21 protein-coding genes and 1 tRNA gene are annotated in these 21,952 nt (G+C 60.9%); 14 read left to right on the top strand and 8 right to left on the bottom strand.

Features of this window, described 5'->3' with window-relative positions; translation table 11 throughout:
- Positions 1–113: 113 nt before the first annotated feature.
- Positions 114–201: transfer RNA gene (locus MHK00_RS11175), tRNA-Leu, on the bottom strand.
- A 199-nt stretch (positions 202–400) separates the two neighbouring features.
- Here MHK00_RS11175 and MHK00_RS11170 point away from each other — a divergent pair.
- The 9 genes from MHK00_RS11170 to MHK00_RS11130 all read left to right on the top strand — a co-directional run bounded on the left by MHK00_RS11170 (position 401) and on the right by MHK00_RS11130 (position 10,238).
- Complete coding sequence (locus MHK00_RS11170; RefSeq protein WP_150851627.1) at positions 401–1,234, top strand: FHA domain-containing protein; 834 nt, start codon at positions 401–403, stop codon at positions 1,232–1,234.
- A gap of 25 nt (positions 1,235–1,259) precedes the next feature.
- Positions 1,260–1,712, top strand: coding sequence for an FHA domain-containing protein FhaB/FipA (locus tag MHK00_RS11165; protein ID WP_005329668.1), 453 nt, complete (start codon positions 1,260–1,262; stop codon positions 1,710–1,712).
- The gene (locus MHK00_RS11160) at positions 1,709–3,073 is read left to right on the top strand and encodes a PP2C family protein-serine/threonine phosphatase (protein ID WP_250411862.1); all 1,365 of its coding nucleotides are present in this window, start codon (positions 1,709–1,711) and stop codon (positions 3,071–3,073) included. Before MHK00_RS11165 ends, MHK00_RS11160 begins: the two co-directional genes overlap by 4 nt.
- 3 nt (positions 3,074–3,076) lie before the next feature.
- A complete protein-coding gene (locus MHK00_RS11155) occupies positions 3,077–4,429 on the top strand; it encodes an FtsW/RodA/SpoVE family cell cycle protein (protein ID WP_239279069.1) in 1,353 nt (450 codons plus the stop codon).
- Complete coding sequence (locus MHK00_RS11150) at positions 4,426–5,856, top strand: penicillin-binding transpeptidase domain-containing protein (RefSeq protein ID WP_200436177.1); 1,431 nt, start codon at positions 4,426–4,428, stop codon at positions 5,854–5,856. The genes MHK00_RS11155 and MHK00_RS11150 overlap by 4 nt, the downstream gene beginning before the upstream one ends.
- The gene (locus MHK00_RS11145; RefSeq protein WP_250411860.1) at positions 5,856–7,304 is read left to right on the top strand and encodes a serine/threonine-protein kinase; all 1,449 of its coding nucleotides are present in this window, start codon (positions 5,856–5,858) and stop codon (positions 7,302–7,304) included. Before MHK00_RS11150 ends, MHK00_RS11145 begins: the two co-directional genes overlap by 1 nt.
- 3 nt (positions 7,305–7,307) lie before the next feature.
- The gene (gene pknB / locus MHK00_RS11140) at positions 7,308–9,266 is read left to right on the top strand and encodes a Stk1 family PASTA domain-containing Ser/Thr kinase (protein ID WP_250411858.1); all 1,959 of its coding nucleotides are present in this window, start codon (positions 7,308–7,310) and stop codon (positions 9,264–9,266) included.
- Between the two features lie 64 nt (positions 9,267–9,330).
- Entirely contained in the window at positions 9,331–9,600 is a 270-nt protein-coding gene (gene crgA, locus MHK00_RS11135) for a cell division protein CrgA (RefSeq protein WP_005326260.1), read from the top strand.
- Between the two features lie 74 nt (positions 9,601–9,674).
- The gene (locus tag MHK00_RS11130; RefSeq protein ID WP_250411856.1) at positions 9,675–10,238 is read left to right on the top strand and encodes a hypothetical protein; all 564 of its coding nucleotides are present in this window, start codon (positions 9,675–9,677) and stop codon (positions 10,236–10,238) included.
- Here the strand turns inward: MHK00_RS11130 and MHK00_RS11125 are convergent.
- From MHK00_RS11125 to MHK00_RS11115, 3 genes are all read right to left on the bottom strand, one after another.
- Complete coding sequence (locus MHK00_RS11125; protein WP_250411854.1) at positions 10,210–11,643, bottom strand: phytoene desaturase family protein; 1,434 nt, start codon at positions 11,641–11,643, stop codon at positions 10,210–10,212. The two genes, MHK00_RS11130 and MHK00_RS11125, sit on opposite strands and share 29 nt — an antisense overlap.
- 306 nt (positions 11,644–11,949) lie before the next feature.
- On the bottom strand, positions 11,950–12,603 hold the full coding sequence (locus MHK00_RS11120) for a rhomboid family intramembrane serine protease (protein WP_250411852.1): 654 nt from the start codon (positions 12,601–12,603) through the stop codon (positions 11,950–11,952).
- Positions 12,604–12,710: 107 nt separating this feature from the next.
- Complete coding sequence (locus MHK00_RS11115) at positions 12,711–13,241, bottom strand: peptidylprolyl isomerase (RefSeq protein WP_005326254.1); 531 nt, start codon at positions 13,239–13,241, stop codon at positions 12,711–12,713.
- A gap of 69 nt (positions 13,242–13,310) precedes the next feature.
- On the opposite strand from MHK00_RS11115, the gene MHK00_RS11110 reads away from it, so the two are divergent.
- The gene (locus MHK00_RS11110; protein ID WP_250411850.1) at positions 13,311–13,970 is read left to right on the top strand and encodes an HAD family hydrolase; all 660 of its coding nucleotides are present in this window, start codon (positions 13,311–13,313) and stop codon (positions 13,968–13,970) included.
- Here MHK00_RS11110 and MHK00_RS11105 read toward each other — a convergent pair.
- On the bottom strand, positions 13,930–15,567 hold the full coding sequence (locus MHK00_RS11105) for a dihydroxyacetone kinase family protein (RefSeq protein WP_250411849.1): 1,638 nt from the start codon (positions 15,565–15,567) through the stop codon (positions 13,930–13,932). The genes MHK00_RS11110 and MHK00_RS11105 overlap by 41 nt on opposite strands.
- Positions 15,568–15,709: 142 nt before the next feature.
- Here MHK00_RS11105 and MHK00_RS11100 point away from each other — a divergent pair, with 142 nt between their 5' ends.
- Complete coding sequence (locus MHK00_RS11100; protein WP_250411847.1) at positions 15,710–16,348, top strand: DedA family protein; 639 nt, start codon at positions 15,710–15,712, stop codon at positions 16,346–16,348.
- Positions 16,349–16,396: 48 nt separating this feature from the next.
- Here the strand turns inward: MHK00_RS11100 and metE are convergent, their stop codons facing one another.
- Together metE and MHK00_RS11090 are read right to left on the bottom strand one after the other, a co-directional pair.
- A complete protein-coding gene (metE, locus tag MHK00_RS11095; RefSeq protein WP_250411845.1) occupies positions 16,397–18,667 on the bottom strand; it encodes a 5-methyltetrahydropteroyltriglutamate--homocysteine S-methyltransferase in 2,271 nt (756 codons plus the stop codon).
- The gene (locus MHK00_RS11090; protein WP_250411843.1) at positions 18,654–19,586 is read right to left on the bottom strand and encodes a methylenetetrahydrofolate reductase; all 933 of its coding nucleotides are present in this window, start codon (positions 19,584–19,586) and stop codon (positions 18,654–18,656) included. Before MHK00_RS11090 ends, metE begins: the two co-directional genes overlap by 14 nt.
- A gap of 282 nt (positions 19,587–19,868) precedes the next feature.
- On the opposite strand from MHK00_RS11090, the gene MHK00_RS11085 reads away from it, so the two are divergent.
- From MHK00_RS11085 to MHK00_RS11075, 3 genes are all read left to right on the top strand, one after another.
- The gene (locus tag MHK00_RS11085; protein ID WP_250411841.1) at positions 19,869–20,609 is read left to right on the top strand and encodes a hypothetical protein; all 741 of its coding nucleotides are present in this window, start codon (positions 19,869–19,871) and stop codon (positions 20,607–20,609) included.
- A 133-nt stretch (positions 20,610–20,742) separates the two neighbouring features.
- Positions 20,743–20,946: a hypothetical protein gene (locus MHK00_RS11080; protein WP_005326240.1), complete on the top strand. Its 204-nt coding sequence runs from the start codon at positions 20,743–20,745 to the stop codon at positions 20,944–20,946.
- A gap of 99 nt (positions 20,947–21,045) precedes the next feature.
- A complete protein-coding gene (locus MHK00_RS11075) occupies positions 21,046–21,516 on the top strand; it encodes a GNAT family N-acetyltransferase (RefSeq protein ID WP_150851190.1) in 471 nt (156 codons plus the stop codon).
- On the opposite strand, the gene MHK00_RS11070 is transcribed toward MHK00_RS11075, so the two are convergent.
- Complete coding sequence (locus MHK00_RS11070) at positions 21,513–21,761, bottom strand: hypothetical protein (protein ID WP_250411840.1); 249 nt, start codon at positions 21,759–21,761, stop codon at positions 21,513–21,515. The genes MHK00_RS11075 and MHK00_RS11070 overlap by 4 nt on opposite strands.
- Between the last annotated feature and the right edge of the window lie 191 nt (positions 21,762–21,952).

The raw sequence follows: 21,952 nt of genomic DNA, 5'->3' as shown, positions 1-21,952 counted from the left end.
GCCGAAGAAAAGATCTATTACAACAAGAAAGACAACGAACTTGACCCCCAACAGGGCAACTGAAAACGAAAAATCTCGAGGCATCGACCGGAACGATGTCTCGAGACTTCACATGGTGCCCGGGGCGGGACTTGAACCCGCACGTCCTTATCGAACACTGGCACCTGAAGCCAGCGCGTCTGCCAATTCCGCCACCCGGGCAGGGTGTGGTTGTCTTAGCGACTTGATAAAGATACCACGAAAAGCGTATTAAACTACAAATCTGCAGGAAAAGTAGACTATTTCGAGGAGGGGGTGGCGAAATTTCTGGGAACTTTCGCGTCGCCATCTACGTTTCGAGGGGGTGAACAAACTATACTGATCGCTACTGATCGCTGCATGGTGGAAAGGAGAATGGCTCGTGGCGTTTTTGGAAAAGCTGGCGAAGCTGGACTCCGCCATGCAACGCGGCCTTGATAACGGCATGGCACTTGTCTTCGGTGGCAAGGTCGTTCCCGCGGAAATTGATGAGCTTTTGAAGCAAGAGGCTCAAGACAATCTCGCGCGCGGCGACGATGACAATCTTTATAGTCCAAACGTGATGACTGTAGGTGTCTCCTCCAAGGATTTGGAGAACTTGTCCCAGGATCGCAACCTGCCGGCCGATTGTGCAGACCAGTTGACGCGCTTTATTCGCAATAGCGGATGGTCCCTTGCGGGCCCCGTGATCGTGCGGGTGGCGGAGGAATCTGGTTTGCGTACGGGTCAGCTTCGCGTGTCCTCGTTTATTGATCACGAGCCCACGGAAGAGACCGGTTTTGAGGCTATTTTCCACGACTTTGATGGTCAGGAGGACCAGATGACCGAGCAGCACGACAATACCGCCGATGATGCAGTAACTACCGCTTTCATTGCTCCAGATAGTCAACCCGCCCCGCAGCCGCAGGGCCCAGCAGTCAACTTGATGCTGCAGGACGGCTCGTCCCGCGTGTACCACGTCCAGGAAGGCTCCAATATTATCGGCCGCAGCAATGACGCGGACCTGCGCCTGCCGGATACGGGTGTTTCCCGCCAACACGCGGAGATCACCTGGAACGGCCAAGACGCAGTGCTGGTGGATTTGCAGTCCACCAATGGCACCACGGTGAATGAAACGCCGATTGATAATTGGCTGCTTGCCGATGGCGACGTGATCACCATGGGCCATTCCCACATCGAGGTCCGCATTACGGGCCTTGATTCGCACAGCTACTAAGTTCAGTTAAGGAAGGGAGGTCGCCATGGATGCAGTCATCATGCTGGCGCTTCGCATCGGCTTGTTGGCTCTGCTCTGGATTTTTATCCTGGTGGCCTTGAACGCCATGCGCCGCGATACTAATAAGTCTGCTGGTGCTATCCGCCAGCAGTCGAAGAAGGTTGGCGCACCGCGGCGTCGGGAAGCGATTAAGCAGCTGTCCATCGTGGAGGGGCCCCTGCAGGGCTCCCATATGGAATTGGGCACGTTGGAGGACTGCACGTTGGGCCGCGCCTCTGACTGCGATTTTGTCACGGGCGACGATTATTCTTCTGGCCACCATGCCCGGCTATTCCGCCGCGGCAGCGAATGGGTTGTGGAGGATTTGGAATCTCGCAATGGCACCTTTGTCAATGGCGTGCGCATCGACCAACCCGAGGTAGTCGGCGCGGACTCCGAAATTAAGCTGGGCCGCACCACCGTGAGGTTGAACGCATGACACTGAAGCTGAACTTCTTTGCTAAGTCCGATCGCGGCCTCATTCGCGATAACAACGAGGACTCGGGCTACGCCGGTCCTCACCTTTTGATCTTGGCCGATGGCATGGGTGGCCACGCGGCAGGCGAGGTTGCCTCCGAGCTGATGGTCAACCACCTAGAAATTTTGGACCAAGATCCGGGCCAGGAAGACACCAAGGCCCTGCTGGAAGCGGCCGCCGACCAGGCCAACGAGGCCATCAGTGACCACGTCAAGGCGCATCCAGAAACCGAAGGCATGGGCACCACGCTGTCCACCATGCTCTTCAACGGCACGGATTTCGGCGTCTGCCACGTGGGAGATTCCCGGGGCTACCTGCTGCGCGACGGCAAGCTCAAGCAGATCACCAAGGACGATACCTACGTGCAGTCCTTGGTGGATAAAGGCGAGCTGGACCCGGGCGACGTCTCGTCGCACCCGCAAAAGTCCCTCATCCTGAAGGCCTATACGGGCCGTCCGGTTGAAGCAACGCTGTTTACTCTCGACGCCAAGCCGGGCGACCGCATCTTGCTGTGTTCCGATGGACTTTCGGACCCCGTAACCGCGTCCACCATCGAAACCGCGCTGGGTCAAGGCAGCATCGAGCAGGCCGGATCCACCCTAGTGGACCTGGCTATCCGCTCCGGCGGCCCGGATAATGTCACCGTCGTAATCGGTGAAGTAACTGAAGAAAAGCCCAAGGAACATGAGCCGTTCCGCGTGGGCGCGCTCGCCGGCCCGACGGAAGAGCCCACCCATCCGGATTCTTCTGCTTCGCGGGCGGCACAGCTCTCCCGCAAGCCGCAAGTAATTCCACCGGCCGTCATGGCCGAGGGCGAGGACGAGCGCCCCAAGCCTGCTGACGACGAAACGGAGGACGAAACTTCCGGTCGAAAGATCGGCTGGAAGGTCCTCATTGCCTTGCTCATCGTGCTCGCGCTGGTCATCGGCTTCGGTCTGTGGGCGAAGAACTTCTTGTCCAATAATTACTACGTGGCTACCAACGAGGCACAAGAAATCACCATCCAACAGGGTGCTGACTATTCCGTCTTTGGCAAGGAACTACACTCCACGCACCAAAACGTGTGCATTAATGACAGCAACTCGCTGCTATTTTCCAGCCAGCCGTGCGAGAGCGACTTCACGCCGCTGAAGGTCACGGACCTGCCGGAATCTGAACGCAGCGCCGTCGACCATCTCTCCACTGGTGATCTAGGTGAGGTGCAGCAACAGATCAATGATTTGGGCGATAAGGCGCTCAAACCATGTATCACTGCGCCGAGCCAAAAAGATAAAAAGGATGCCAAGAAAAACAAACCTGGCGTCACCTGCCGGGAGGTGTAGGTTGTGAAAAAGTTTTTTAGCCGAGGCACCGAACTCGGCCTGCTCATCCTAGCCGCCATCGTCTTTGCTATTACTTTGGTCAGCTTGGAGCTATCCCAAGACAACGCGCTGACCATGGATCTGGTTTATCTCATTGGCGGGTTCATTGGAGTCTTTACTGTCGCCCATTTGGTGATGTGCTTTTTAGCGCCTTATGCCGATCAGATCATGCTGCCCATCGTGGCGATCCTCAATGGCATCGGGCTCATCATGTTGGCCCGCCTGGATCTGGTCAATGAAAGCGGCCTCGCCGTGCGCCAGGTCATGTGGACCATCGTCGGACTCGTGCTCTTTGTGCTTGTCTTGGCCATTTTGAAGGATCACAGGTCACTGACGCGCTACTCCTATATCTTGGGCGCCGCCGGCCTTGTCCTGCTGGCCCTGCCGCTGGTATGGCCGCAGCCTGAGGACGTGGAGGCACGTATCTGGATAAACTTGGGCCCCTTCTCCATCCAGCCGGGTGAGTTCTCCAAGATCCTGCTGATCTTGTTCTTCGCCATGCTGCTGACGCAGAAGCGCTCCCTGTTTACCGTCGCAGGCTACCGAGTATTCGGTATCTCCCTGCCGCGCCTTCGCGACCTCGCACCCATCTTGATCGTGTGGGCCATCGCGATCGTCATCATGGGTATTTCCAATGACTTTGGCCCGGCACTGCTGCTGTTTAGCACCGTCCTCGGCATGCTATTCATGGCCACTGGCCGAGTGAGCTGGCTGCTCATCGGCGTGGTCCTCGTCGGCGTCGGCGGGTTTGGCATTTACCAGATTTCCTCCAAGATCCAGCAGCGCTTTTCCAACTTCCTGGATCCGCTGGGTAACTATGACGTCACGGGTTTCCAGCTCTCCCAATCGCTATTCGGCTTGTCTTCCGGCGGCATCTCTGGCAGCGGCTTGGGCGAGGGGCATCCAGAACTAGTTCCGGTGGCCCACTCGGACTACATCCTTGCTGCAATCGGTGAGGAGTTCGGCCTCATCGGCCTCGCCGCCGTGCTGGTGCTTTTCGGTATGCTGACCACCCGCGGTTTCGGCACCGCGCTGCGCACCCGCGATACCTACGGCAAGCTGGTGGCCTCCGGTCTTTCTCTTACCTTGGCCGTGCAGGTCTTCGTGGTCACCGGCGGCATCTCTGCCCTGCTGCCGATGACCGGCCTGACTACGCCATTCATGTCTGCCGGTGGTTCCTCTCTCATGGCTAACTACGTGTTGTTGGCGATTCTGCTGCGGATCTCTAACGCGGCTCGTCGCCCCATGCAGGAGACCTCGGGCAATGCTCCGAGCGATACCTCCATGTTCCCGTCGGTCCAGGAGGCTCACCGATGAATCGATCCATCCGCCTAGTGTCCTTGTTCGCCATCATTTTGACCGCCATTTTGCTGGTCAATATGACGGTAATCCAGGCTTTTTCTGAGGATAAGTACGCCCATAATCCGCGGAATATGCGCGGGTTTATGGAGATGCAAACCACCCCGCGCGGCCAGATCTTTGCGGGCAATACCGTGCTGGCGCAGTCCACGCAAAACCCGGATGAGACCTACTCGCGCTCCTACCCCATTGATTCGCCGGCCTTTGGCAACCTGACCGGTTACCTGTCGAGCCAGTTTGGCGCCTCCGAATTGGAGTCATCCCAAAATGACATCCTCAATGGCACCGATGACTCCCTGATGAAGCAGAATTGGCTCGACGCACTGGCCGATAAACCGAAGCAGGGCGCCAATGTAGAGGTCACCATCGATCCTGCGCTCCAGCAGGCGGCCTACGATCAGCTCGTGGGTCCTGGCTACGAGGGCTCTGCGGTTGCCATTCAGCCTTCGACCGGCAAGATCCTTGCCATGGCCTCCAACCCTGGCTATAACCCCAATGATCTAATGGGTGATTCTGCCGAGGAGACCTGGGCCAACCTGCAGGAGCAGGAGGGGCAGCCGCTGGTCAACCACGCCGGTGCAGAGACCTTGCCTCCTGGCTCCATTTTCAAGATCATCACCACCGCGGCGGGCCTTAACAATGGCTTTGATCCTTCCTCCACCCTGACCGGTTCCAATGTCATTACCTTGCCGGATACGGTGACGGAGCTGACTAACTACGCCAACCAAAAGTGCAATGGTCAGGATGCGGTAACCCTGCAGACCGCCTTTGCGCTGTCGTGCAATACCGCCTTTGTAGAAATGTCGGAGCAGCTCGGCGCTGATGAGCTGCGCAAGTACGCCAAGGCCTTTGGCGTGGGCGAGAATTACGACCTCGGCGTGTCTACCTCCGCCGGCACCTTGGGTGATTTGCCGGATGGGGCGGCCACGGCGCAGTCCGCCATTGGCCAGCGCGACGTCACCATGACCGCGCTGCAGGCAGCCGTCATGGCGGGCACCGTCGCCAATAAGGGCACCCGCATGCAGCCCTACCTGGTCAATCGCATTACCGACGCCCAGATGAAGGACGTCCGCACCACCAAGCCGAAGAAGGCAGACCAGGCGGTTAATGAGGAAACTGCGGCGACGCTTACTGACTTGATGTATGCCTCCGAGCGTTCGTCCTGGGGCTATGACGGTAACGGCTTTGCCTCCAAGACCGGCACCGCCGAGCACGGCGAGGGGCTGGCCCCGCATGTGTGGTACGTTGCCTTCGATCCGGAACGCGATATCGCGGTAGGCGTCGTGGTGAAAAATGGTGGTAACTTGGGTGAGTCCGCGACGGGCGGCAAGGTTTCCGGCCCAATTGGCCGCGCTATCCTGCGCGCATACCAGGGGGAGCAGTAATGAATAGCGCCGAGAATAAGGAACATCTCCAGGCACTGATTGGCAGCGATTACGAGCTGCAGTGGATCATCGGTCACGGCGGAATGTCCACCGTGTGGTTGGCTGATGATACCCGCAATGATCGTGAGGTAGCGCTCAAGGTTCTGCGCCCGGAATTTTCCGATAACCAGGAGTTCCTCTCGCGCTTTCGCAACGAGGCGAAATCCGCCGAATCCATTCAGTCCGAGAACGTGGTGGCCACCTATGACTACCGCGAGCTAGAGGATAACGGCCGCAAGTTCTGCTTCATGGCCTTGGAGTATGTGCGCGGCGAATCCCTCGCAGACCTTTTGGCGCGCGAAAATTCGCTGCAAGAAGAGCTCGCTCTCGACGTCCTCGAGCAGGCAGCACATGGCCTATCCATCATTCACCGCATGGAGCTGGTCCACCGCGATATCAAGCCCGGCAACCTCCTCATTACGCAAAATGGCCAGGTCAAGATCACAGACTTTGGCATTGCCAAGGCGGCCGCGGCCGTGCCGCTGACCCGCACCGGCATGGTGGTGGGTACCGCGCAATATGTATCGCCCGAGCAAGCACAGGGCAAGGACGTCACGCCGGCTTCCGATGTCTATTCGCTCGGCGTCGTCGGCTATGAAATGCTGGCAGGCAAGCGTCCCTTTACCGGAGATTCCTCCGTGTCCATCGCTTTGGCGCACATCAACCAGGAGCCAGAGCCACTATCGACGAATATCAGCGCCCCGGCTCGCGAGCTCATCCGCATTGCGTTGCGCAAGGATCCGGCCACCCGCTATGCCGACGGCAATGAGTTCACCCTGGCCATCTCCGCAGTTCGCTTGGGCAAGCGCCCGCCGCAGCCTAAGTCCGCACCGCTAACGCAACGCGCACCCGAGCCCTCACCGTCAGCATCGACGGAGATGCTGGGAAACGTTGCCCAACCCACCACCATCCATCCGGCTGCAGGAACCGCTCCCACAAAAAAGTCCAAGGGTGGCTCCTCCTTCCTGAAGGGCCTGGGTATCACCCTGCTCCTCGCAGCCGTGGCCGGTGGTGGTTACGCTGCCTACCACAACTTGAGCGATAACGAGGGAGAAAGCGACCCCTCCAGCACCCCGGAGACCTCGGTGGTTACGGAGTACCGCGATCCCACCACCACCCCGCAGGACACCCCAGACGAAGATACGGAAGAGGCCCCCGCACCAGTGACGGTGACAGAGACCGAGCCGCAGGAATCCGATCAGGAAGAAGCCCCGCGTACCACTACTCACCGCGAGGTACCCACGCGCCACTCGCCTACCCACCAGGAACAGCCCCCGGCCGTGCCGACGCAACAGAATCCGCAGGATACGCACGTTGAAACTACACCTGAGCTGGATACTCCAGTAAACTCGCAGGCTAATGAGCTCCCCGGAGACTTGGCCGATCTACTTACACAGGAGGGTGACTAAGCGATGGTCAATGACCGCTATCGGAGAGGCGAGATCATCGGCGCCGGCGGCATGTCTGAGGTCTATGCTGCCGAAGACACCGTCCTAGGCCGCCAAGTAGCGGTAAAGATGCTCCGCCCGGAAATGGCGCGCGACGTCAACTTCCGCGAGCGTTTTTACCGCGAGGCGCAGAACTCGGGCAAGCTGAATCACCCCAATATCGTGGCGGTTTATGACACCGGCGAAACCGAACTGGATGGCATGACCATCCCATATATCGTCATGGAGCGGGTCAACGGCCGCACCCTGCGCGATATCATTCGCGAGGATGGCGCTCTGTCCGCCCAGGAAGCAGCGGATATTCTCAAACCGGTAGCGGATGCACTGCAAGCCTCGCACGAGGCCGGGATTATCCACCGCGATATCAAGCCGGCGAATATTATGCTCACCAACACCGGCCAGGTGAAGGTGATGGACTTCGGCATCGCCCGTGCCTTGGATGATTCCACCTCGGCGATGACGCAAACCTCCGCCGTTATCGGCACCGCCCAGTACCTTTCTCCGGAGCAGGCCCGCGGTAAGAACGCGGATGCCCGTTCCGATGTCTATGCACTGGGCTGCGTGCTCTATGAGGCCCTTACCGGTCAGACCCCATTTGAAGGCGAAACCCCCTTTGCAGTTGCATATCAACATGTACAGGAAGAGCCGACCCCGCCGTCGGAGCTCATCGCGGATCCCTCGCTGACTCCTACCCAACGCGTCAATATCGATGCGGTAGTACTTACCGCTATGGCCAAGCACCCGGCGGATCGTTATCAGTCCGCTTGGGAGATGGCCGGCGATCTGGAGCGCCTGCGCAACGGGCAGGTCACCGCTGCAGCGCGCATGCACGTCAACGAGGAAGAAGACGAGCAGCCTACCGAAATGGTCGGCGCCGCCGCACCAGCTGCGGCCGCGCACCGCGCGCCAATCCAGTCCACCCGCCCCACCGAGGACGATGACAATCAGGGTGGCGGCTGGATGAAGTGGCTGGCAGCCTTCCTGGCCGCCCTCTTGGTGGCCATCGTGGGCTACTTCGCCTGGGATTTCTTCTCCAACGATAAAGACTCTGAGGATAAGCCACGCCAGACCCAATCGGCCCGCGAGGACAAAATCACCGTGCCCGAGGTGGAAAACCGCCCGCGCAACGAAGTTGTCAAGGAACTAGAAGACATGGGTCTGCAGGTCACCGTCAATGAGGAGGCCAACCCGGATATTCCACGCAATAATGCCATCCGCATTAATCCGGCCCCAGGCTCCGAGCTGCAGAAGAATGCCTCGGTGACCCTGACCGTTTCCTCCGGCAAGGAGATTACGGACGTCCCGGATATCACCGGCATGACCTTGGATGAGGCCGCCCAGGCGCTCGAAGGGGCAGGCTTGGTGCTCAATTCCGATGTCTCGGAAGAAAACAATGAGTCCCCGGCCGGCCAGATCATCAAGCAGGACCCGGCCGGCGGCACGCAGCTGTCCAAGGGATCGAAGGTACGGGTGACGGTTTCTAAGGGCGTCGAAAAGAGGCGCGTGCCCAATGTCGCCGGCATGGACGTCGAGGATGCCCAGAGCCGCCTCGAGTCGAATGACTTTGATGTAGACGTCCGCGAGGTGGATTCCTTGGAGCCGAAGGGCACGGTGCTCAGCGTCTCCAACCAGGGTGCGGAGCTGGAAAAGGGCAAGCCGGTTACCGTTGAGGTATCCAATGGCATGCTCTTTAAGGCCCCTGACCTGGTACGCAAGAATGAAGGCCAGGCCGAGGCTGCGCTGCGGGAGGCTGGCTGGACTGGCCAATTAGTGCCGGGCGAGCCCGTGCCTACCGGCGCACTGGTGGATAACAATAAGATTGGCTGGGCCGCTGTGAATCCAGGCGATACCATGCGCAAGGATCAAAACATTGATATCCGCCTGTGGAACTTTGATCCCGCTGCACTTCTGCCGCAACCATAACTGCTGGTATCCTAAGGCCTCAGTACGAACTTAGATAAGAACTTAAATCTAGAAAAGGTATCTTATGCCGAAGTCAAAGATTTCCCAGAGCTCCTCCGTCCCTACCTCGAGCTCTGCTACCAACCGCACGCCCGTCAAGATCAATTCTGAGGGCACCCCGAAGTGGTACGTCGCTATCATGCTGGGCCTGATGGTCATCGGCCTGCTGTGGCTTGTGGTCAATTACCTCGCTGGCCAGGACATCCCGTTCATGGCGGATCTCGGCGCATGGAATTACGGCATCGGCTTCGGCCTGGCCATCATCGGCCTGCTAATGACCATGGGTTGGCGCTAAGCTAAACGCCACAGCCTTTTCCCTCGCTCCCTACCTCCTGTAGGTGGCGAGGGTTTTTCATATCTAGGAGCCACATGTCTCGCCATATTCTTGCTGCTGGCCTCATCATTTCGGTGGCCTACGCGGTCGTGCACATCGCGTTTGCCGACGCCACCCTACTCACCGGCGCCGCTCCCCTCCGCCTTTCCGTGCGCAACTACCTAGGCAACGTCCTGGGCTCGGGCATGGTGTGGGGAATCTTTAGCTACCTCATGGGTAAGGAGTTTCCGGGCCGGTGGCTCAAGGCACTCCTGGCCGGTACGGGAATCATCGTGATGATGCTGACGGTGCACTACACCTTGCTCGTGGTTTTCGGTGTATATAACTGGCGCGAGGCATTCGAGTACAACGCCCAGTGGTTCTTCTTGGCGCTCCTCTCTGGACCGGTACTGGGGCTGGCCGGCGCGGCCTCGGCACGGTTCCGCTGGTTCGACTACCTCGCCGTCCTTGGCTTCCTCCTCGATCCCGTGGTTGCCGGACTCGTTCCAGGCAGTTCCTACCTGCCCCGCACCACGACCATCCCTGGGTACTGCGCCGCCGCGACTCTCTGGCTCATCGGCGCGGGCTTCTTTATTTGGCAGCGCCGTTCCACGCGCTAAGCGCTTCTTCGGCGGCCCACCACCCCGGCATACCGTGCACGCCAGCACCGGGAGCGGCGGAGCTAGAGGCCATGAAAACTCCCGGGGCGAGGCGATGCGGATGGGCCGAGAAGCGCGGTCGCAGGAGGGTTTGCAGCCCGGTCATGGAACCGCCGGCGATATCGCCACCCACCAGATTGGGATTCCATCGCTCCAGATCGGCCGGGCTCGTAGCGTGGGTGGCCAGGATGGTATCGCGAAATCCGGGGGCAAAGCGCTCGATCTGGGCGGCAATCAGCTCGGTGACCTCGCCCGGATAGCGCTCCACATAGCCGCGCGGGACATGCGCATAGGTCCACAGCGTTTGCCCTCGGGAGGGGTCGGCAACAAATTGCTGGCATGCCAATACCAAGGGGCGCTTAGGCATGCGCCGCTTGCCGACGTCCCCCTCAGCCCCACATATCTCCTCCAGCGTTCCTCCCACATGCACGGTGCCGGCCTGGCCCACGCGCGGATCGTCCCATGGGACGGGCTCACTGAGATGAAAGTCCACTTTGAAGACGGCGCTGCCATAGCGCCAGCGGGCCAGGCTCCGCCGAGTGCCGTCCCGCAGTTCCAGACCGCCCAGCCGCATTATCTGGCGCGGGGTGAGGTTCAGGATGGTCGCATCGGCCGGAGGCAGCTCCCGCAGGTCGGTGACCTCGCATCCGGTGTGGAGGCGGGCGTGGTGGGAGCGCAGGAGGTTAAGGAGGGCGTCGATAAGAGCGCCGGTGCCAGCCTCCACCACAGGCCAGCCGCGGGTCATGCCAAGCCCGCCAAAGAGCAGGCCGAACGCCGAGGTAAAAGGCGTAGTCGGCGAGGTGATCGCGTGTACCGCGCTGCCCGCAAAGAGGGCGCGTGCCTGGGGCGTGCGGAAGGCCGCGCGCGCCAAGCTGCTGGCGGGCAAAACTCCAGCCGCGCCAAACTGCGCCAAGCGCACAGGGCGATCTGGCCAGCGCACCAGCGGGGTAAGCGCGTTGTCCACATGCTCATCGATGTGGCGGACAATGTGCCCGTGCAGCCGCCTCCACGCCTGGGCATCGGTCCCCAACTCCGCCGCCGTATCCGCCAAGGAACCGTGCAGGATCCCGGCCGGCGCGCCTTCGAGCGGATGAGCCATGGGATAAGGAGCATTGCGCCACCGCACACCGTAGGCATCCAAGTTCAGGGCGCGAAAGGCCGGGCTCGCTATGCCAAAGGGGTGCCCAGCCGCACCGAGATCCACAATCGTGCCCGGGAAAATCTCCGCGGAGGATGCCGCCGCACCACCGGCCCGGCCGGCGCGCTCGTAGATATCCACACGCCATCCGGCCATAGCCAGCCGCGCCGCGGCCGTGAGCCCATTCGGGCCTGCGCCGACGATCACAGCGCGAGGTTGATAATCCACAATGCTCCTTATGCAGGTCAGTGCCCAAATTTATCAGTCTTGTTAACACAATGGGTAGAAAGTTATCCACAGGCTGTGGAGAAAACCTGTGAAATGTGAATTTCACACAATTATTAACACCCTGTGGATAACTGTTTTCACGGGCTTCCACAAGCTGATTTTCGCACTTTCGCACGGTCTAGACCAGCGTGATCAGGGAAAACTCCGGAAAAGCGTTCGGTAAATTACAAAAATGTAGTTATCCACAATGTGGATAACCATTGTGGAATTCTTTCGCACACGCTTTCCGGTGATCAAATTCCACAGTTATCCCCAAACCCCAGCTTGTTGGGCTAATAGTGCGAGGACTACCACGGCCACCGCAGCAACGCCGCCCCAGCGGAGGGCGGGACTTTTTCGATAGAGGAAGAGGCTCAACACGATGCCTGTACACAACCCGCCAAGGTGTCCCCAGAGGGATACGCCATCGGCTAAGAAGGTATAGGCCACATTCGCCAGAACGAGGGCGATGGGTGCGCGGAGATCGAGCCCGCGCTGGCGGTAAGCACCCACCAGCATGGCCATGAGCGCGAAGAGCGCACCCGAGGCGCCGACGGTGGGGGTCTCAAAGTCGAATGTCAAGATCATGGCGGACGCGCCAAGGCAAGAAATGAGGTAGGCGGCGAGGTACAACCCGGTGCCAAGGGCCCGCTCCACCTCCCTGCCGATGAGCACGAGCATGATCATGTTCACCGCCACGTGGCCCGCGTCCAGGTGCATAAACGCGGAAGACAGCGCGGTCTGCGGCGCAATCGGGTATTGCGGGCCCCACAGGCCCCAGTCCACCGCGAGGTCGGATTCATAAAAGGTAGCGCCCAGCGTCCGGGCCTGCACGGCGGTAATGAGCCAGGCAATAATGCAGACGGCGGCGATGAGCGCGGTCGCCGGGGTGGTGCGGACATAGTTTCTCACCATGGTCATGAAGTTGTCAGTCCTTGAGGCGGGTCTAGTGGTAGATAGCTCGGGAAAACTGCAACGAGCCCGCCGCCGCATGGATAATGCGGTGACGGGCCCGAGGGAAAAGGCGATTACGCGATATCGATGGACTCGATAACAACGTCCTCGTGCGGACGGTCCATGCGGTCGGTATCAACCTTGGCGATCTTGGACACAACCTCCTGGGAGGCGGCATCGGTAACCTCACCAAAGATGGTGTGGTGGTTGTTCAGGTGCGGGGTCGGCGCCACGGTGATGAAGAACTGGGAGCCGTTGGTGCCTGGGCCAGCATTGGCCATGGCCAGCAGGAATGGGCGGTCGAACTGCAGCTCCGGGTGGAACTCGTCCTGGAACTGGTAGCCCGGGCCACCGCGGCCGGTGCCGGTTGGGTCGCCGCCCTGGATCATGAAGTTATCGATGATGCGGTGGAAGATTGCGCCGTCATAGAACGGGCCGGACTGCTCGCCCTTTGCGTTCTGGGTGGAGTAGTCCTTCTCGCCCTTGGCCAGGCCGATGAAGTTTTCAACGGTTACCGGTGCGTGGTTACCGAAGAGATCGATAACAATGTCACCGTAGTTGGTATGCATCGTTGCAGTTGCGGTCTTCTGAGTCATGCCAGCCATTGTAAAGAATTTAACGCGCGCCTGCCGCGCATAACATAACGCTGTCAGCGATCGCGCTAGCCTGAAGGCATGATTCGCGCGCTACTTTTTGATCTGGATGACACCCTGCTCGACCACACCGGCGCGGCCCGGGACGCGGTGGATCAATGGTGCCGCGAGCTAGGACTGCCCGAGGGCCAGCATGCGCGCTTTGCAGCCATCGAGCGCAAGTGGTTCAGCGCCTACGAGCGCGGGGAGGTCACCCACCAGGGTCAGCGGGCGGCGCGTTGCCGCGAATTCCTCGGCCGGGAGATGAGCGATGCCGAGGCGCTGACCGCTTATGACGGCTATCTTTCCGCCTACCGGGAGCAATGGCGCGCTTTTGCCGACGCCCTGCCCACCCTCACCTGGGCCCTCGAGTCCGGCTTCCAGGTGGGCGTGCTCACCAATGGCGAGCGCGAGATGCAGCAGGCAAAGCTGGAGGCCACGGGCCTTGCGCTTGCCGACGTCCACCTCATCCCCACCGTCGACCTTGGCTGCCCCAAACCGCAGCGCGCGGCCTACCTCGCCGCCTGCGATCAGCTGGGTGCGGCCCCCGCAGACACGCTCATGGTGGGCGATTCCCTAGCCAACGATGTGCAGGGCGCGCGCACGGCGGGGCTGCACGCGCTCCACCTCGACCGTGCGGGGAATGGGGATCTGCGCTCGCTTAGCGCGTTGAAAGAGGTCCTCCCCCAAAGAGCCAGCTGACCACGAGGGCGCCCGGATCGATTACTCCCTTACTGCGATCTCCCAGGTAGGAGGCGCGACCCTTCTTCGCGGCAAGGTCCTCGGTATCGAGGGCTCCGGCATGAGCAGCTGCGAAAAGCGCCTGCAAAGTCTCCGCATCCGGATCCTTCGCCCCCAGTTCGCGGGCCTTTTCGGCGGCCGGGATGAGGGCATCGAGCATGGTGCGATCGCCGCGCTTCGCGCCACCAAGCTCGTGGATGAGGTCGACCGCGTCATTGAGCCCATCCGCCAGCGACTCCGCCCGGGCCAGCTCAGTAAAGAGCGTGCCGAAGACGGCCCCGGAGGTACCGCCGGCGAGGACGAGCAGGCGCTTGGCCAGCCCGGTGAGGATCTCCGTATCCGTGCCGCGCAGGGGAAGCTCGATGCCGCCGAAGGCCGCCTCCATGTTCTGGCCAAAGTCGCCGTCGCCGGCCTTGCGATCCAGCTCAGTCAACGCCTCAAAGGAGGCTTGGAGGCGTTCCACAAAGGCGGTGAGCCACTGATTTTCCTCGCCCTCGGTGGGCAGCTCGTCCTGGAAGGTGATGGTGGCCGGATCCACCGCCTTCGCACCGCCTAGGGTATGGGGCCAGGCGGGGGCGGAGGTGGGGGCGTCGATAAGCTCGAGCAACTCCGCATCCGCCTTGAGCAGCGTAAAGGAAGCGCCGTGCATATTGACCGCGGTGACGTAGGAGCCCACCAACGACCGGGCGACGGTGACGCCGCGCTGGGCCAGCTGCGCGGCGGCCTCACCAAAGAGCAGGCTCAGCTCCAGCGGGGTAGTGCCGCCGAGGCCATTGACCAGGCACACCACCTCATCGCCCTGGCCCAGCTCAAGGGCGGGCACGATCTTTTCCAGGACCTGGTTCACAATGGCGCTCGCGCTACCCACCTGCTCGGTGTGGGTGCCCGGCTCGCCGTGAATGCCCACGCCCACCTCCATCTGGCCGGCCTCGAGATCGAAGGTTTCGCGGCCGGTGGTCGGCATGAAGCCGGCGCCCAGCGCTACGGACATGCTGCGGGAATTCTCCGCGGCACGCTTGCCCAACTCAGCGACTGTGTCCACGTCATCGCCGCGGTAGGCAGCGGCGCCTGCGACCTTTTCCACCAGAATGGTCGCGCCCGTACCGCGGCGGCCTGGGCCGTCCTCGTTGTCATCGGTGGCAATATCATCGGCCACCAGCACCGTGCGGGTGTCTACCGCCTCGGCGGCGTTGCGGGCGACGGTGAAGTTCATGACGTCACCGGTGTAGTTCTTCACCACGTGGACTACTCCCCTGCCCTGGTCAGCCCACTGGGTGGCCTCGCTGACCTGGACCGCGTTCGGGGAGGTAAAGAGCAGCCCCGGGCAGGCCGCTGCGAGCATGCCCTGGCCGACGAACCCGGCATGCATCGGTTCGTGACCGGAACCGCCACCGGAAATCACCGCCACTGCCGGATCGCCGTCCGCGGTGCGCAGCGGCGTGGTGCGGCTGATGAAGCCGACGTCGTGCCAGCGGGCATCGGGGTGGTTGGCGATGAGCCCAGCGAGGGCATCAGAGAGAAAAGTGTCTTGGCTATTGCGGAATGCGGAGTGGTTCATACCTCCACGCTAGTGATGTCGCTTACCCGGAAGCTAGGAGGAGAAAAGAAACATACCGGTTCCATTCAGACACCCAGCGGATTCGCAGCCACTTTGCAGTTTGCGGAGGATACTAGAAGAGCTACAACGAAAGGATCCACTCATGGATTTCTTGTCCTCCCTCCACAACCTCATGGACGCGGGCTCGCTGCTCCAGAGTTTCGGACCTTATATCCTCCTCGGCGTCGCCGTCGTCATCTTCATCGAGTCCGGCGTGCTTTTCCCATTCCTGCCGGGTGATTCACTGCTCGTAACCGCGGCCATCCTGCGCCACGAACTCGATATCAACGCCTGGCTGCTCTTTGTCGTGGCCGCGGTGGCCGCCTTTGCCGGCGACCAGGTGGGCTTCTATTTAGGCCGCCGCTTTGGCCGCAAGCTTTTCAAGGACGATGCCCGCATCCTGCGCACCGAACACCTCGATAGCGCGGAAGACTTCTTCCAGCGCCACGGCCCGGTGGCCCTCGTATTGGGCCGCTTCGTACCAATCGTGCGCACTTTCGTCCCCTTCGCCGCCGGCACCGCGGAAATGGGCTACTCCTCCTTCTTGCGCTGGAATATCCTCGGCGGCATCGGCTGGGTAGGCTCCATGCTGCTCGTCGGCGTACTTCTGGGCGGTATCCCCGGCATCGCCCACTCCATCGACATCATTATGCTCATCGTCGTGGCAATTTCTGTGCTGCCAATGATCATCGGGTGGATCAACAAGCGCCGCAAAGCAAAGCGCGAAATCCCGGCCAGTTAAGGGCAAGTTGCCCATTTCCCAGCCGGGATTCTATGAGGCTAAGAGGACTTAGAGGGAATCACGTACCTCATCGCGGGCCAGAACCATATTGCGTAGGGAGGCCTCGGTCTCTTCGTAGCCGCGAGTCTTAAGGCCGCAGTCCGGGTTAACCCACAGGCGCTCGACCGGCACGTGCTTGAGCGCGGCGCGGATAAGCTCGGCCATCTCCGCGACGGAAGGCACGCGCGGGGAGTGAATATCGTAGATGCCCGGGCCGATTTCGGAGTGGAAGGTCTCGTCGATATCCTCCAGCAGCTCCATGCGGGAGCGGGCCGCCTCGATGGAGGTGACATCGGCATCCAGGCCGGCAACGGCATCGATGATCTGGCCGAACTCGGAGTAGCACAGGTGGGTGTGGATCTGGGTGGTCGGCTTGGCCTCGAGAGCTACCAGGCGGAAGGAACGCACGGCCCAGTCCAGGTAGGCCTTGCGGTCTTCCTCACGCAGAGGCAGCAGCTCGCGCAGGGCGGGCTCGTCGATCTGGATGATGTCGATGCCGGTCTCTTCCAGGTCATGCACCTCATCCGCCAGCGCGACGCCGAGCTGGTCCGCGGAGACGGACTGGTGTACGTCATCACGGACGAAGGACCAGGCCAGGATGGTCACCGGGCCGGTGAGCATGCCCTTGACGTGGTGCTCCGAGAGCGACTGTGCGTACTTGGACCACTCGGTGGTCATCGCAGCCGGGCGGGAGATGTCACCAACCACGATTGGCGGGCGGGTGCAGCGGGAGCCATAAGACTGGACCCAGCCGTTTTCGGTGGTGACGAAGCCATCGAGCAGCTCGGCAAAGTACTGGACCATGTCATTGCGCTCCGGCTCGCCGTGGACGAGGACATCGAGGCCGAGGCGCTCTTGCAGCTCAATGACGGACTTGACCTCGTCCTTGAGGGCGGCGTTGTAGTCGGCGTCGGAAAGCTCGCCCTTGCGGTGCGCCGCACGCGCCTGGCGGATCTCCTTGGTCTGGGGGAAGGAGCCGATGGTGGTGGTTGGCAGCTGCGGCAGGCCGAGTTCCTTCTGCGCCTCGTTGCGCTCGGCAAAGGCGGGCTCGCGCTTGACCTCGCCGGCCGGCAGCTCCTCGATGCGCGCCTTCACCGCCGCGTTGTGGATGCGCTCGGATTCGGCACGGGTGCGCACCGCGCGGTCGCTGATGCTATAAGCCTCCGGTGCCTCCAGCGGGCCCTGGGAGAGGGCGACGACTTCCTTGACCTTCTCGTTGGCGAAGGAGAACCAGGTAGCGACGTCTGCAGGCAGCTTGGTTTCTGCCTCCACGGTGTGCGGCACGTGCTGCAAGGATACGGAGGTCGATACGGACAGGGAGTCGAGGCTGCCCTCCAGGTCCTCGTACTTGGAGCGCAGGTCGCGCAGGTTGGCGGCCCAGACATTGCGACCGTCGATAAGGCCGGCAACCACGTGGGACTTCAGGTTCTTCACGCGTTCGAGGTAGCCCTCATCCAGTGCCAGGGTTCCTACGGAAAGGTCCACCTGGACGGCCTCTGGCTTAAGCTCCGCTAGAACGTCCAGGCCCTTGCGGGCAGAACCGTACGGGGTGGTGAGGTATACCTGCGGGCGGTTGTCCGCGGCCAAGATGGCCTCATAGGCGCGTTTGGTATGGGCGGCCAGTTCCTCATCGTTGGCAATGGTCAGGTCCGCTACTAGAGCAGGCTCGGCCAGCTGTACCCACTTCACGCCGGACTTATCCAGCTCGGCCAGTACCTCCTGGTAGGCCTTAACGGCATCATCCAAGCGGTCGAGCGGAGACTTGGTAGCACCCTCTGCCTGCTTAGACAGGGCCAGCAAGGTGACCGGACCGACGAGGTATGGGCGCACGGTGTGGCCTGCCGCGCGGGCCTCTTCTACCAGCTTGATAACGCGCTGCGGGTGCGCCTGGAAGGCCTGGTCATCGGCGATTTCCGGGACGATGTAGTGGTAGTTGGTATCGAACCACTTGGTCATCTCCAGCGGCGCGGTGTCCTTATTGCCGCGCGCCAAAGTGAACTCATCATCCAAGGTCTCGCCGGCCACGGCGCCAACGGTCAGTGCGGTCTCGAGCACCTGGTCGTAGTAGGCGACGTCGGCAGGAATGGCGTAGTCCTCAGTAAGGCCCAGGTCGCGCAGGCGGTTATAAGTATCCAGGCGCAGAGAGTGTGCGGCGGACTCGAAGGTTTCCGCATCGATGCGGCCGGCCCAGTAGGATTCCAGCGCACGCTTGAGTTCGCGGTTGGCACCGACGCGAGGGTAGCCCTCAATCGTCGCCTTGGGGAAGTTAGTGTTCGTCATTGTCTACTCCGATTCGAGATAACAGGTCTTGCGTAATGTCCGGGTTGTTGTGGGTATAAATATGGAGGCCGTCCGCGCCGCCGGCCACGATGGTGCGGGCCAATTGGGCGCTAAGCTCCATGCCGATTTCGTATTCCTCTTCTGGGGTTGTCGCTGCCGCGAGCTGAGTGCGTACCCTCTCGGGTACGGTCAGCCCGGACAGCTGCCCCATTCGCTCCAACCGGCGCAGGCTGGTCATGGGCATAATCCCCGGAATGAGGGGGATCTTCACCCCGGCCAATTTCGCTCTTTGGGCGAAGCGAAGAAAATCCTCCGCGTCAAAGAAGAGCTGGGTGATGGCGAAGTCCGCGCCGAGGCGCTGCTTATTGAGCAGGACGTCGAAGTCTTCGTCCTCGTTCTTGGACTCGGCATGGCCACTGGGGTAGCACGCCACGCTCACCGCGAGGCGGCCGGCGGCGAAGCGGGCGGCCTGGTGGCTTTCCAGCTGGCGGATGAGGCGAACCAACTCATCAGCATGCTGCAGGTAATGCTCTGGCATGCCCCCTTCGGGGAGATCGCCACGCAGGGCCAGCAGGCCGCGCACGCCGGCATCCACCAAGCGATTAATCCACCCGATGAGCTCGTCGCGCGTCCCGGCCGTGCAGGCCAGGTGCGCCAGGGGGCGCATAGAGGTGTTCTGCGAGATCTTCTCAATGAAGGCCGCTGTTCCCTCCAACCAACCGGAGCGCTGGGAACTGGTCACCGCGATGTAATCAGGGTGATAGCTTTCCAGCACCTCTAGTAAGCGGTCGATCTTGGCGGCATCGGCATCGTGGCGCGGCGGGATTACCTCAAAGGAAAGGGCCAGGCGCTCGGGCGCAGGTGCTTCCTCTTCGCTTTCAAAATCCAAGGGCGCGGAAGCCGAAAGTCGCGGGCTCATGGTCACCTCCTTTGCTGGTCGTCGTTGGTGTGTTGAGAAAAACGTACCAAGCTGTTCAGTTTGCGCGGTAGCGATTCTGTAATGGTGATACCTTTGCAGGCCTGCAAACTGCGAGGTTGACGAAAAATCAGGTGAATAATAATCGTGGATTCTGAACCAAGCGGTCTATTTCTAGCGCGTTCCCCCTGCACGCCACGACGCCAACGGTGGTACACCGCCCACCACGTCACTATGCTGGGTGAAAGCGAATTGATAAATCTGAGTTAAGGAGTGTTCCACCCCATGAACCCCACCACGCTGAACGTGGCCTTTAAGACCGCATCGAACCTGTGGAGCCAGTTCAATAACTACCGCGAGGAAAAGTCCCGCGAGGCCTACACCGCCCTGGAAGAGGCCGCACAGAAGATGGACGAGCGCGATAACGGCAACTTCGCCGAGCCACGCCGCCAGGCAGGCGCCGTTACCCGCGCCGCACACTCCCGCCTCGAGCGCGCCCTGGAGGAGTTCAACGACTACCGCGAAGACGCCACCGAGCGCCTGAACGACGCCAAGGAAGAGGCCACCAAGAAGGCTAAGAAGGCCCGCAAGCAGGCCAAGAAGGATTCTCAGAAGGCCCAGAAGAACCTCAAGAAGAAGTCCGCCAAGGTAGCCAAGAAGCAGAAGAAGAATAAGAAGTCCTCTAAGGGCTGGATCTTCGCCGGCATTATCGCCCTGCTGTCCGCTGCAGCCGGTGGTGTCTACTACTGGCTGCGCTCCAACGACAAGCCGTCCCAGACCCCTCCACGCGTGGATGATTTCCAGTCCGATTCCCACACCGCTCCGGAATCCACCTTGGTCTACACCTCCACCAGCGAGAATGACACCCAGTCTGACCTCGTTGAAGAAGGTGCCGTACGCGATGAGGAGCTCCTCGGTTCCATCGATGAGCAGCTGGCCAAGCACCGCGAGGAAGAAGCAGCTCAGCCGGCCGATACCACCCGCGTTACCGATGACCACCAAAACGAGGGCAAGCACCGCCTGTAAACCTAGGAATAAATACGCTTACCACCCCGCCGTGGGGGTATGCGTAGCGTTGTCTAGATCTCATTGCTTTGCCTAAACAAAAATCTCTTGATTGAATTCCCACATTAGGGATCTTTCTACAAGGAGATGAACAATGAGCTTTGAGTCCCTCACCGTCAAGCTCAAAGACGGCTCAACGTACTACTTCCCGGCGGGTGCTGTGTCCAAAGACCCTTCCTCTCGCGTGGACAACCTGCGCTTCGCCATCGATAACGGAACCACCTTCCACTCCGTGGATGAGGCCGGCATCGAGCGCGAGTTCAACGGTCACGACGTCCGCAATTACCACTTAGCCTAAGCGTTAGCACAATCCTCTCCCCGCAGGTCACCAGCCTGTGCGGAGGGGATTTTCGCATGCCCACCCCACGCTGCTGCCCCGCCGTCTATCGTGGATCTTATGGAACTTCGCGCAACGCAGGAATCTGACCGCACCTACCTCGCCCGCCTCAATTTCCTTACCGATACCTTCGGTGACGAGCACGGCGAGCTCTCCCCCGACTTCGCCGATGATTTTGCCTTCTACGTGGAAAATTGGGATCCCAACCAGGGCGGTTTCATCGCCTGGCAGGAGCTCGTCCCGGCGGGCGGCGTGTGGCTCAACTGGGGTACGGAGGACAATCACGGCTTTGGCTTTGTCGAGCCCGCCATTCCGGAGCTCGCGATCGCGGTCGAGGCCCGCTATAAGGGCCAGGGCATTGCCACCGCGCTTATCGACGCCGCCATTTCCCTCGCCCAGACCCTGCGCGCCCCCGGCATCTCGCTAGCCGTCCACCCCGATAATCCCCGCGCCAAGGGTCTCTATGAACACCTCGGCTTCGAGCACGTGGGCAGCCACGAGGATCACTTTGTGATGGTCAAGCGTTTCTAAAGCGAACGCAGGCGGGCGTGGGTGACGTAAATCGGCTCGTTATCCACGGCCGTCTTAAATTCCTCGGTCAGGCCAGCCATAACTGCCTCACGCGCCTCTTCGCGGGTGCTGTGAAAGCTCATAACCTCGCCATCCACCGCGGACTCGCCGCGCTTGCGCACTACAACGAATTCCGCGCCCTCCGGCGCCGCAACTTCCTTGTCTGCGGAGGTAAAGGGATCGCTGTAGCGAACGTTGGCGGTCATGGTTGGTCTCCTGGTGGTATCGCGGGACAGTAATGATTCCCCATTCACTGTACTGAAAGTTTCTTCCCCGGGGCCTGGCCCCCGGAAAGTAGACACGTCGGGGGTTAGCTATGCTGCTTGGGTCAGTGTAGCTGAATTAAGCGCCTCGAAGTCATCGGGGGCTAGAAGGTTGCACCAGGAGTGCCGTCTGC

It is taken from the genome of Corynebacterium tuberculostearicum (assembly GCF_022347385.1).
Classification (GTDB): domain Bacteria; phylum Actinomycetota; class Actinomycetes; order Mycobacteriales; family Mycobacteriaceae; genus Corynebacterium; species Corynebacterium tuberculostearicum_M.
The sequence above is the reverse complement of the archived record's forward strand: the minus strand, read 5'-3'. Positions and strand labels throughout refer to the sequence as shown.